At 40.1% G+C, this 13,999-nt stretch carries 4 protein-coding genes and 1 pseudogene; 3 read left to right on the forward strand and 2 right to left on the reverse strand.

What is annotated here, in order from left to right; genetic code table 11:
* Positions 1-2: 2 nt before the first annotated feature.
* The gene (locus ABJG98_RS07885) at positions 3-2,327 is read right to left on the reverse strand and encodes an alpha-amylase family glycosyl hydrolase (RefSeq protein WP_348278950.1); all 2,325 of its coding nucleotides are present in this window, start codon (positions 2,325-2,327) and stop codon (positions 3-5) included.
* A complete protein-coding gene (locus ABJG98_RS07890) occupies positions 2,302-4,704 on the reverse strand; it encodes a glycoside hydrolase family 31 protein (RefSeq protein WP_348278951.1) in 2,403 nt (800 codons plus the stop codon). The genes ABJG98_RS07885 and ABJG98_RS07890 overlap by 26 nt, the downstream gene beginning before the upstream one ends.
* Before the next feature lie 323 nt (positions 4,705-5,027).
* On the opposite strand from ABJG98_RS07890, the gene ABJG98_RS07895 reads away from it, so the two are divergent.
* The 3 genes and pseudogenes from ABJG98_RS07895 to ABJG98_RS07905 form a co-directional block, all read left to right on the forward strand.
* Entirely contained in the window at positions 5,028-8,261 is a 3,234-nt protein-coding gene (locus ABJG98_RS07895; RefSeq protein ID WP_348278952.1) for an RHS repeat domain-containing protein, read from the forward strand.
* A 10-nt stretch (positions 8,262-8,271) separates the two neighbouring features.
* A complete protein-coding gene (locus tag ABJG98_RS07900) occupies positions 8,272-10,962 on the forward strand; it encodes a DUF6443 domain-containing protein (protein ID WP_348278953.1) in 2,691 nt (896 codons plus the stop codon).
* 22 nt (positions 10,963-10,984) lie between these two features.
* Positions 10,985-13,999: pseudogene (locus tag ABJG98_RS07905) on the forward strand (hypothetical protein); the annotation flags it as partial.

Raw genomic sequence — 13,999 nt, forward strand, 5'->3', positions numbered from 1 at the left:
TATTAATTGTAAGTAATCATCTCAAATGCGTAGGCAGGAACGATAAGTTGACCGTCGTTCATGGAACCGTAGAAGTTTAAATTTCCTCCTATTGGGATCTCAATTTCAATGGGATCTTCACTTGTATTGAATACTGAAATGACTTGATTCTCAAAGTAGCTTCGTGAAATGACTAGATGATTTTCACTTGATGACAAAATCTCTGTATCTCCATAAATCAGAGCCAAATTATTCATTCGGATATTGATCATTTTCTTTGCCCTCTCCCGTGTTGCCAGCTGGTGTTTATCCAATTCATCAAATTGCATTTGTCGTCTATTGTCAGGATCATTTCCACCCGGTGATCCATATTCATCTCCATAGTAAATGCACGGAATTCCAGGTATTGACATCATGTAAGCAGTGAGTGAGGATAGTTTTTGATAGGCAATGGTATCCAACAGGGTGATTGTTCTATTCCAACCAGCATACTTAGTGTCCTCACCAAATTTGAGTGATCCATCGGCATAAGAGATAAATCTTGGTCGATCTTGATTACCAGTGATATAGCCCATCAGGTTATGATCTCCATAATATTTTAGGCTTTCACGCAGGGAATTAGATAGCTCATTGAGTGAGCCTGCGCCAGCAAACGCAGACACAGCTCGATCATACATGTTGAAGTCAAACTGCGCATCCAGCATGCCTGTGCTGATGTAGCTTTTGATGAGCTCATGGCTACCATACGTTTCGCCAATTTGGAAAACAGGTTGACCAGTTTCTGCAACTATCTGCTTTTTCACCTTACGTGTCAAAGTTCTCCAAAAGATTTCTGGAATGTGCTTTGTGGCATCGTGTCGGAATCCATCAATTCCATAATTAGTCAACCAAAACATTGCTGAATCAGTCATCGGGTCTACGGTTTCCATTCTGGAGAGATCAAGTGTAGGCATAAAGGTGTCAAACCAGGTAGTTAATCGATGATCGTCCCACCTTTCCGTATTTAATGAACCGTCTGGTAAATAGAGATTCGTGGCCCAATCTGGATTTTGTTGATAGATTGGATGCTGCTCATGCACATGGTTAGCTACATAATCCAATAGGACATTCATGTTTGAGTTGTGTGCTTTTTCTATGAGTGACTTGAATTCACCTTCCGTTCCAAAGCGGTCGTCGACTCGAACATTGGAAATAGGCCAATACCCATGATAGGCCGAAAAACTTGTTTCTGGTTCAGGGTACTTCCCAAAGGCACCTTCAGGATTCTGAGTGATGGGTGATAGCCAAATAGTGTTTACTCCTAAATCAGCAAAATATCCATCATCAATTTTTTTGGTCACGCCTGGCAGGTCTCCACCAAAATAATCTGCTTTCGGGTGGACTTCTGGAATGTTCAATGGCCTGTCGTTTCCTTCATTACCATTATTGAATCGATCAACCATCAGGAAATACATGACCATGGATTCATAGTCGTTCCTATTGACTTGATCTGCTGATGAAAGAACTTTTCCCTTATCTAATGGAATCAATACATCATTACTGACACCTTCGTCATTGTATGCCCAAAGCCTAATTGTGGTGCGTTGACTCAGCCTGGCTTCCGCAGGAATCGTAATCGTAATGTTTTGATCATCCAATTGGACATGGGATTCGGGAAGCAATGTGTTATTCCAATATGCATACACCTGCTGCACCGAATTGCTGCTCCACAAATTGATCGTATTAAGTGAGTAACGCTCCGTCTTTACGGATGGGGTTTTTTCTGCATCAGGCCCGGCTATGTTAATTACGGAGTTCCATCCACCCATCCCATTGCTGATTGAATCGGGATTTTGTCGATCTCTCATCTCTTTTCCATCCACAACAAACAGGTACTGATAGGTACCAGGACTAAGCAATTCATAGCCTGAATAGCTGTTTCCCTTTCTTTCTAAGACTGTGTTATTTGGATTCCAGGCATTGAACTCACCTTTGATCCGAACGTCTTGCTCATCTCCAACTGGCTGATAGAGAAAGGAATACATGGTCTTCTTTGTACGCTTTAAAAGGACGCTTTCTCCTATTCCTTCAGCCCAAAATGTCAGATTGTAAAGAGGTTTTTTTGGTCTCCCTGAAATGGTTAAAACCTGATCTTTTAGGTTTAAAGCAAAAGGACCATCCGAAGTAACGGAATCGAGACGTGAAAGATCAATGATGTAATCTTCAACTTGAACTTTTGTTACCTCTAAGTCAAGGTTGATTGGCGTTGCTTTACCTAAAATAAGTGGTGATTCGAGTGTTTGAATTTGATTGTACTCACAAGCTGTAAGCCCAGCCAGTACACTACCAATTAATAGTAATTTCTTCATTGGTATATTCCGTTTCTAGCGTAAAAACATTTTCAGATTTTAGATCGTCTCTTCTGTCGTTTACAAATGGGTCAAAGTTGGAAATCGGCTGAACATATGAGTAACATTCATTCGCAAAACCGCTCACCTCAGCTTGCTCAAAACCGTGCAAAACGAGTTTCATTTTCGTAATCTGACTTTTGTATTTACCCTGAGCTTTCGCTAACGAAATCGACTTTTTAGTTGCATTAAACACTACACTTCTTCTGTGGAACTGACCGTTTTCATTATCATAAGAAACACCGTCATCTTCATAGTATTCAATCTCAGAATTCTGCTTGCCTTTATATACGTGAAACTCTAGATGTTTTCCAATGTCTTTAGAATTCTGTTTGGTATCTGAATACACTGGGATGATGGAAGAGGATTTAATGAATAGCGGCAAATGTTCCAGTGCATACTCCCGGATCATCTCCTTGCCACCTTCCATCTTTTCATCCGTAAAAAATTCATACCATTCTCCTTCGGGGAGGTAGACTTTGCCAAACCGCTGATCGCTTCCAAGCGGCGCCACTAAAATACTATCTCCAAACAGGTATTGATTTTCGAAATCAGCCTCATAGATTTTGTCATCTTGAGTATAGTCAATACATAAACTTTTGGTAATGGGTGTGCCTTTCTCTGATGCCTTTAGAAATGCACCATAGATATAAGGCATCAACTTATAGCGTAAGCGAATGTAATTTTTGGAGATCTCTTCTACTTCTTCCCCGTACGACCATGGTTCCGAATCATGCGAGTTTATCATGGAATGCCCTCTGAAAAATGGTGAAAACGCGCCAACCTGAATCCAGCGTGCAAAGAGGTTGCTTTGACCATTTCCAGCAAATCCGCCTACATCGTAGCCTGAGAATGGCACACCCGAAAGTCCCAGGCTGTTCACCATACGCACGCCTAACAGCATATGTTCATCATTCGCCACATTATCTCCAGTCCAGAGTGCACTGTATCGCTGCACACCTGCAAATCCAGCACGTGTAAGTATAAATGGCCGTTTGCCTTTCAGGTTGGATTTTGCTCCTTCGTATGCACTTCTCGCCATTTCAAGTCCGTAGACATTTCTTCCTTTACGGGTAGTTGCACCTTCTCCTTCCAAGTCAAATTCGATATTCTCAGGGAGCATCTGACCCCAGGTTGCAATCTCATTCATGTCATTCCAAAAGCCCTTAATACCAATTTGGGTATAGCTTTTCATCATCTCCTTCCACCATTCTCTGCTTTCACTCTTGGTGAAATCCGGGAAGTGACACCACCCAGGCCACACTTCCCCTTCGTAGTAAGTGCCGTCTGGATATTTCAGAAATACATCATTCTTCGATCCCGAAGAAAAGGGCTCGTAGTTATCCTCCTTCTTGATTCCAGGATCACAGATTACTACCACCTCAAAACCCATTTCTTTGAGCAAGTCTACCATCTGATCCGGATAAGGAAATCGTTCTTTATCCCAGCTAAATATTTTGTATTGATCCATGTAGTGGATGTCCAAAACGATCACATCTGCCGGGATGTCTTTATCCCTAAATTTTTTGGCTACATCCAGTACTTCCGTATCCGGATAGTAGCTGTACCTGCATTGTTGATAGCCGATACTCCACATTGGAGGCAAGGACATTCGGCCAGTCAGCCAGGTATAAGATTCAATGATCTCACTCACTGTTCCTGCAAAGAAATAGTAGTTCAGATCGCCAGAATCGACCGAAAAACTTGAAAATCGGTTGTTAGAAGCTCCAAAGTTGAAATGACTTTTGTAGCTGTTGTCAAGGAATATTCCGTAGCTACATTCGTCATGAATACCTATATAAAAAGGTATAGATGCGTACAGTGGATCTGCTTCTATGTGATAAGCAAAATGGTCTGTGTTCCAGTTTTGATATCCTTTACCTCTGCGATCCAATGGACCAGTTTTTTCTCCAAGGCCAACGAAGCGTTCACCTTCCTGCAATTTCTTATATACGGTCTTTTGCTCACCTTGTATCTGGGTTCCTAAACCTGGGTCGTCCTCATTTAACGTCTTGCCATTTTTATCAAGGAAAGTAAATAAGATAGGTGCTTTATTGATGACGATATCTAATGCGTTGGAAGTAACTACAAGAGATTCATCGTGTTCTTCTACAGAGAATTGAATTGAGTCTGATGCTTGTTGGATGACCGAGTAGGGATTTTCATCTGTGTCACCGTCTATTTGATGGACACGTACGGTGCTATCATTATAAAAAAATACCTGGTATGAATAAAGGTCCGATTGGATCTCAATTCCGTACTTTGTAGTATCGAAAGATTTAAAATTTCCTCCTGCCACAATCCTATTCTTTCGCTCACTTTTGACAATGTCCAACATATTCTTAACCGATCGTTAGTTTGTGTGATCAGCTCAAATTAATGAATATTATAAGAGGGAAACGCACGTTTATTTCAAAAAAAATAACGCAAACGGTTGCGAAAGCTCCTGATACTGAAGATTTTGTAAAAAAGCGGCTCATTTCTGATGGCAATTCGCTCCCTTGTGCAAATTTCATTACTTCACGATCGTAGGGCTGGGTATATGATAGGTGTACAAGTTCAATTAGCTCTTAATTGAACAGATTATTTTCTACTTATTTGATTTTCAAAATTTTGTTTTGGGGGCTTATCCTTTTTTCAAAATGATCTAAAAATATAAAAATGTATTTCAAATCAAATAAGAACTACGACGCAGAGAGCATTGTACTAAATACTGCCGAAATCAAGCGGTTAATACAACTGATATTATTTCTCTGTTTATCACAAATTAGCTTGTCAACTCACGCACAAAATCAGGAGGAATTTACCATTGAAAGCGTCAATAATTCATTGCAAACTATGCACCCTTCCCCAACTGCAGCCGCTTTGGGTAAGTATGGATCATACCCGGTAAGCGGAAGTAGTGGCTTGCCGTCAATTAGTATTCCATTATTTGAAATACAAGGCCAGGAAATGACTATTCCTATTTCATTAGCCTATCATGGAGATGGTGTACATGTTGATGAAATAGCATCATGGGTAGGAATGGGTTGGTCACTTAATGCTGGAGGAGTCATTACAAGAAGCATAGCCGGCTTTCCAGATGAAAGTGGAAAAGGCATTTTCCAGCTTTACAAAACTCAAGGGTTTACACCAGACTCCCCGGCTAATGGTTATGGGCTCGGATGGGATATGATGTATCGATTGTCTTCAGGCCTTCAAAAAGGAGAGCCTGATATCTACAGCTATAATTTTTTAGGATATTCAGGTCAGTTTTTCATCGACCACAATGAAAACATATTTCATTATAATCACTCAGATCTTCAGATTAAGAGAACAATCAATCTCGGAAATATATCGCAATTCAAAGTGACTATCGGTGATGGTACTTTCTTAATATTTAATGCCATAGAGACCATAAGTTTAGATGCTGAAGGTCAAGGTTCATATTCTGACGAAGAAGTCGCCTGGTATCTTACTCGTGCAGTCAAGAATAATGATCAATTTGACTTTGTATATGAAGAAGAAGCAATTAACGAAGGGTTTAGTTGTTCAGAGGTGGGATCTAAAGCAATTACTAACGGAGCAGGAGCATGTTTAAATGTTGTTGACAGACAGATCGTCCAAGGTTCGGTTACTACGAAAACCAAACAAAGACTGAAGTACATTATAGGTCCATATGGAGTAACCGAGTTTCATGAAAGTCATCACGAACGCGCTGATTTAGCTGGAACTAAAAAGCTGGACTCAATCACTTATATGAATCAAACCATACATTTAAAATCAAGATTTACGAATGGAACATATAAGCCTTCGATCAACTGCATAAATATCAATGGACCAGGCATAGGAAAACAAGAACGATTATTCCTAGATGAAGTAGAATTGAGTGCAGGGAATGATAGCAAAAGATATCTACTGAATTACTTAAGCCCTGATGATCTACCCCCTACCAAGTCTTTTGATCAGGATCACTGGGGATACTTTAATGATGCTAACAACTACACATTGTTGCCAGCACTTGATGGATTTAATGCTGGCGGCAGCAGAGAACCAAACCCAAATGTCATGCAATATGGGACTCTACAAAAAATTACCTATCCAACTGGTGGGTTTACAGAATTTGAGTGGGAACCCAATAGAAAATGTGTTAGCGATAGTGCGATGGTTGAGATATGCAATACATTAGTTAATTTTTATAGTGATGGAGCATTTAATTCAGGTGTAATTGAAGCATTTACTTTTACCCTAAATCATGTGGCTGATGTTAATTTCAATATTGATGTAGGCGCACTTGCTGAAAATACTACCGAACCCGGAGCCATCAATTTAAGCATTACTCAAATCAATGGTGCAAGCTTATACTCCGCATCACACGAGTTCGATAATAATCAAATTATAAGTATTGATAATGTTTTACCAGGTGACTATTCTGTAGTTCTCGAAAACCGAATGCCCGCGATTGAATCAGTCAGCTTCAATTTGGAAGAATGTCATGAAGAATTAAGAATCGTAACCAATTGTCAGTACTATGGAGGTTTAAGAATAAAGGAAATTGCTAATTATTCAGCCAAGAATGAGGAATTCAATAAAACTAGATATCAATACAAGAACCTCACCTCATCAAGAATAATGTCCACTGGAGGATATTCAAAAACTATTAAGCAAGTCTGCTCTTCCGGAGGTGGTTCGGAAACAGAGTATGCAGCCTTGAAAAGACATGATAGAAGTCTTATTCAATTTTCTAATTCAGTAACATATGATACGATAACTGAAATATTCAATGATAGCAGTAAAATAGAATATGAGTATTACCAACTAAATGACAACTGGGGTGGTAATTCCTATGAAGCTGTGTTACTCCAAGACCATTCATGGAAGCGAAATCTGCTTAAGCGAAAAACTTTATACAACAGATTTGGTACTCCAGTTTCCGAGAATAGGAGTTATTACACATTTGTCTCCAACAATATATACAAAGGCATTAAGGTAGATTTAATTCTTTGGAATCCTTTCAATGGAGGAAACTATGATCATCAATACACAATAGGAACCTTTAATTTATATTCAGATTGGGCTAGATTGGATTCTACGACGGAAATAAATTACCATCAGAATGGCAATCTGATTCAAAAAAAAGCATTTGAATATTTCAACCCAGAGGATAAGGTTTCTCCGAATTTGATAAGAACAACTGGCAGTGATGGCAGAACAATCTCTGCCATTACACTTTATCCACTTGATTATTTAAACACAGGCGATCTATGGGAAAACCTCAAAACAAAATACTTCCATCATCCAATTGAAAAAGTGATTATTCGTAATGCTGAAGTCACTAAGGCCAGTATATACCAATATGACCTGAGGGGCAATTTAATTTCCAATAGAATTCTCGTAAAAAATAAACCTATACCGAAAAGTGAATTCGAATTTTCTAATCAATCAGATCCCTCTATAAAAGGATACTTTTTAGCCAGCGAGGAATATAATTCGGAAAATGAAATAAATCTTAGCTATGACGGAAACCTATTAGTCAATAAACTTTCACGGCAAGGATTAAATGTATCATACATCTGGGCATATAACGGGAAGTATCCTGTTGCAGAAATTATCAATTATTCAGCTGATCAAACAGTCTCCTTGATCGGTCAATCGAAGATTGATGAAATCAAGAATTCTTTCAACAATACATTCATTGAATCTGAACTGCGTACAGTTCAGCAACAATTACCTCATTCTGCTCAATTGTCTATTTATCTATACAAAGGAGGAATAGGAGTAATCAAGACCATCGATCCAAATGGAAACTCTTCCCAATATAGATATGATGACTTTGGAAGACTGAAATCAATTTCGGATAATGATGGAAATCTACTTTCAAGTTTTGACTATCAATATTCTTTAGAAACCAAGTAAACCTATTGTCATGATACTGATCACGAAGAAAAGTGTTTTATTTTTTACGTTATATGCTATTTTTATAAACGTAAATATTTTTGCTCAAAATTGCCAAGGTCCCTCTAACTGCCCTCCCGGAGACGATTGTGGTGTAAATACCTATTACAGAGATGCTGATGGCGATGGGAAAGGTAATCCTAGTATCTCGATTGAATGCATCAACAATCCAAGTGGTTATGTCCTTAACAATCAAGATTGTGATGACTCAAACTCAAATGTCTGGAATACTTGCTGCACTAAGCGAACTTGGTATAGAGATGCTGATAATGACGGAATAGGCAACTCAAGCCTAACTACCAAGTCTTGTACCAAACCTGCTGGCTATGCAAGTACAGGAGGAGACTGCAACGATAGCAATGCCAGTATTGGCAGAGCTCAAACCTGGTATATTGATAACGATGGTGATGGTCAAGGTGCCGATATGAGTTCGAATTATCATCAAGGCTTGCCAAGTAGTGAACTAGGCCAAGTGACGGTGATTAGTTGCTCTCCGCCCTCAGGATATGTAGCTAATAACCTAGACTGTAATGATCTAAACACAAATACTCAGCAGACCACATGGGGTAGAGATTTGGATGGTGATGGATTTGGTAATTCCAATGATACATATGTTGGATGTAATGTTACGTCAGGCTATGTATCAAATACTTCAGATTGTGATGATTCTAATTCTGAAATTCGTCCGACGACCAAATGGTATAAGGATAACGACAATGATGGCTACTCTGACGGCACCCAGATAACAAGATGTACAAGACCTAATGGATACAAACTTGCCAGCGAACTTCAATCACTTAATGGCGATTGTGATGATACAGATGGCTCAGCCAATGTTAGCTTAATCTGGTATCGTGATGCTGATAATGATACATTTGGAACAGTTAGCAATACAAAATCAAATTGCAGACAACCATCTGGATACGTGTCTAATAATATTGATTGTGACGATTCCAATCCAGAAATTAATCCAAATTTAGTTTGGTATGAAGATGCCGACAAAGATGGATTTGGTGCGACCAATGGCCTAACGAGACAAAGTTGTACAGATCCCAGTGTCCCTAATGATACCGAATGGGTTGCAAACAACTTTGATTGTGACGACTCAGATGGGCTCCCACCGCCCACTTGGTATTTAGACATAGATGAAGACGGATATGGAGGTAATAGCTGGGTTCAACAATGCGAAAGGCCATCCAACAGCTATTCACAATCATTAGACTGTGATGATACTAATCCGAACGTGTATACTGCCCAATGGTGGTACATTGACAATGACGGAGACGGATTGGGTGCAGACATAACTTCCACTAGAAATCAAAATCTACCTTCGAGCGAATTCCCTAATCCGGTATTTGATTGCAATCCTCCAGATTCTCATTGGGTAAATAATAATGATGACTGTTATGATCCACCATCAGGTACCAATGGAAATGGTCAGTCATTATTAACACTCTATCAAGACAATGACGGTGACGGCTATGGAAACCCTGAGGTGGTTCTTTATGCATGCGATCCCATAGATAATTTCATCACTGTCGGAGAAGATTGCAACGATGATCCAAGTACAGGTGGTCATCTCGTAAATCCTCAAACTCTTTGGTATCAAGATATCGATAGTGATGGGTTCACAAGCGGTATCAGTCATAAAGGTTGCAAGAGGCCAGATGAAACATTCTATCTTGAATCAGAACTAGCTCATGATATTTCAATTGTGGATTGTGACGATGAAAAGAGTACAATAAGCCCACAAACAGATTGGTATCGAGATCAGGATCAAGACGGTTTTGGAGATCCAAGTGATAAATTAGTTCAATGCAAAGAGCCCTTTGGATATGTTTTAGATAATTCAGATCAATGTCCATACCACTGGGGCTCAAATCAAGGATGCCCTACAATAAATAGCAATATTGTACAGACCATAACCGCAAAAGTCGCAGCTGTCAACATTCAAATTTCTGATCAGTATACCAAGGGTGAAATCAGCATATCATCAAGCCATTATGATGGTTTAGGGAATAAATCTCAAGTGATTAAGAGAGAAGGCTCTCCGAAAGGTTATGATTTAATTGTACCTATTGAATATGATCTCAAAGGTCTCATTGCAAAAGAATATTTACCGTATGTAGCCTCAACCACAAATGGCAAGTATCAAGAAAATGCTATTGCCAAAGAGTACTCAAATAGTGATCAATATGATTTTTACCAAACGGCTGACGCTATTTCAAAAGATACAAGTCCATTTTCAGAAGTAGAGTATGATGGAAGTCCATTAAACCGTATTAAGACGAAGTATTCTCCAGGACAAACCTGGAAGGACAGTGACAAAAACATTACCTACTCTTATGAAACTAATGAGACGGCTGAGGTATACCAATGGCTGCTTCAAGACGGTATTCCTACGATACATCCTGCGAATCAGCATTATCTATCCGGTGAACTTAGCAAAACAGTGATTACAGACGAATCTGGATATAAAACAATCACATTTAAAGACAAGCTTCAACAAACTATTCTGAAACGTTCGGAGGCACCAGACGAAGACGGAAACCCTAATACTACTGAGTGGGGAGACACCTACTACATCTATGATGATTTTGGTAATCTGCGTTTCGTCCTTCCTCCACAAGCCATCAAAGAAATCAATCATTACCTAGACTAATTCTCACTTTAAACCATAAGTTATGAAACTGATTGTAAGAGCCTCTTTGATACACCTCTGTCTTATCGTGAACCATTCGATACACGCTCAAAACGAGATTCCAGATGGAATAGAATTAGAAATACTCCATGATCTCTACATAAAGCTTGACGGTGAAAATTGGTCTAATAACGCTGGATGGCCAGACTTGGAAAATTGGCCTTCAGAGGCAACAAGCGCTGATTATAATCAATGGCATGGTGTTGTGGTGAGGAATGAAGACATCATTTCTATAAGCCTGCCTGCCAACAACCTAAGAGGGGAACTGCCTTCCACGTTGGCCTCACTCACCGCTTTAAAATATTTAAACTTAGCCGATAATGAGATCTCTGGCAACTTACCTTCTGACATTGGCAACCTATCGCAACTGATGTTTCTTTTAGTCGGTGACAATCAACTTGATGGTCTATTACCTACAGGGCTGGGCGACCTTACTCAATTGCGTGAAATGCGTCTACATAACAACAACTTATGGGGTTCTATTCCTCCTTCACTAGGTCAATTAAACCAACTGGCGAAGCTATTGCTGCACGGAAATCATCTCACGGGCTCTATTCCTTCCTCTCTGGGAGACATGACATCAATAGTTGTCTTGGCTTTAAATCACAATTCTTTAACCGGCGAGGTACCAAGCTCAATAGTTTCATTACCTTCTCTAAAAAATCTCATTTTAAATCACAACAGCCTAAGTGGATTCCCAAACTTCATTAACCATCCCAATCGTGATATTCTCGCGATCAACATTCGGGACAATCAAATTGCATTCGCAGACATCAGCCAAAACATGATTGACAACATATCTCCTTATTCAGCTTTCGATTATGTAAATCAGTCGTCTTTTGGTGAAAAGGAACAAGAGGTAGCCCTGTTGGAAAACCAAACAATAAGCATCTCAACCTATGATTCCACTTCTAGCAACACCTATACTTGGGAGAAAAAAGGCAATGGTAGAATATGGAATGATGTGACCGGTTTAAATGAACATCCTACTGGCGAGCGATTTATCATCCACAATGCCAGTACAAACGATGCTGGCATCTACCGATACAAGATTACCAATTCCATTCTTGGTGCCAGTAAAACATCAAATGAAATACACATCAGCGTTCAAACCAAAAAACAAGACTTCCTCGATCGTTGGGCCTTTCAGTATCGATATGACGGAAGGCAGCGAATGACCAAAAAAAGAGTTCCTGGGAGTGGATGGGTTTACATGGTATATGATCATCGCGATCGTCTGATATTGACTCAGGATAGTGTGCAACGAAAAGATTGGCAGTGGACTTTTACAAAATATGACGCTTTGAACAGACCGATTATGACTGGGATCTATCAAATGGGCTCAAACATCAGTCAGAAAGACATTCAAAGCTACCTGAACACATTTTATCAAAATCCATCATTCCCTGATCGTAAACCTTATGAAACATACATCGGTGAAACAGTCAACAGTCTGAAGGGCTATACCAACAACTCCTTTCCAAATGACTCCACCAGAATTAGCCTGCTCTCAGTATCCTATTATGACCAGTATAATTTCAGAGATGACCTTCCTGAATTTGGGAATACCTATACCTATGACAGTTTGCAATTGGGGTGCAAAACAACCAATGATAGCTACTGCTTCCCTTCCGTTGCATTTGAGACTGTGAAAGGACAAGTTACCGGATCTCAAATAAGAATTTTGGGAACCGATCAGTGGCTAAGTTCGATAACCTACTACGACGATAGGTACCGAATCATTCAAACACATGGTGAAAATCAAACCACAGGCGTAGACATCACAAGTAGCTTGTATGACTTTATGGGCAACGTATTACAAACAAAAGCGATCCATAACACTACCTCAGAGTCAAACACCATATTCCAAGAATTTACCTACGATCATGCGAGCAGATTGCTATCAGTAACCCATCAGATGGATCACCAGCAGCCAGTAGTCTTACTGGAAAGAAACTACAACGAGTTGGGTGAACTCATTGAGAAAAACCTACACGTGGATGGAGATCAGCCTACCCAATCCATTGATTACCGCTACAACATTCGAGGATGGCTCACCTCCATAAACAACGCCAGCCTGACCGATGATCAAACCACCAACGACGACTCAGACGATTTGTTTGGCATGAAGTTGGTGTACAATGAAATGGATTTTGATCTTAACAACACACCTAGCTGGAATGGAAACATAAGTGCAATGATATGGAGCGATCCGATGGGACTGGATGAAACTTCAAGCAGGGCCTATACCTACCAATATGATCCATTCAACAGGCTGACCAGCGCTCAACACCACACCAATCGGTTGGGATGGTCTTCCGAAAATGGATTTAGTGTCAGTGATCTTTCCTATGACCTCAATGGCAATATCTTGAAACTAAGACGAAACAATGAGGCAGGGTCCGGACTGGACGTGTTGGAGTATACTTACGCATCGGATGGTAAAAACAGCAATCAGTTATTAGAGGTAACAGATTCTGGCGATATCCATGCAGGATTTGTGGATGGGAACAGGTCAGGTACTGACTACTCCTATGATGGCAATGGCAACATGATCAGCGACCTGAACAAGAACATCACTCACATCACCTACAATCACCTCAACCTGCCCAAACGCGTGGATAAAGTAGACGGTCACTACATCATCTATCGTTACGATGCAGCCGGTATCAAGCTGGCTCAGGAAGTCTATGCACCGGGTGGTGTGCTGCAAAAGAAGACCGATTACATCGGAGCGTATATCTATGAAGATGACCAACTGCAACTCGTGCAGCACGAAGAAGGTCGCATTGTTCCTAAATATGGAAGTCAGCCTGAGTCGCTCGAAGGCTACGACTACCAATACCACCTCAAAGACCACCTGGGCAATGTGCGATTGACGTTCTCAACCACACCCGAGAACTATACGATGGTGGAAACCTTCGAGACAGGCGGAGGAAATGGGTTCCAAGATTTGCATATAGAGACCAAAACTCAAATGAATACTACGCAACCGTAT

The sequence above is a fragment of the Ekhidna sp. genome (genome assembly GCF_039960695.1).
Lineage (GTDB): Bacteria > Bacteroidota > Bacteroidia > Cytophagales > Cyclobacteriaceae > Ekhidna.

Coding starts and splice junctions, on each gene's coding strand:
- ABJG98_RS07895 (WP_348278952.1), top strand. CDS start 5,028: ATGTATTTCAAATCAAATAAGAACTACGACGCAGAGAGCATTGTACTA.
- ABJG98_RS07900 (WP_348278953.1), top strand. CDS start 8,272: ATGATACTGATCACGAAGAAAAGTGTTTTATTTTTTACGTTATATGCT.
- ABJG98_RS07890 (WP_348278951.1), bottom strand. CDS start 4,704: ATGTTGGACATTGTCAAAAGTGAGCGAAAGAATAGGATTGTGGCAGGA.
- ABJG98_RS07885 (WP_348278950.1), bottom strand. CDS start 2,327: ATGAAGAAATTACTATTAATTGGTAGTGTACTGGCTGGGCTTACAGCT.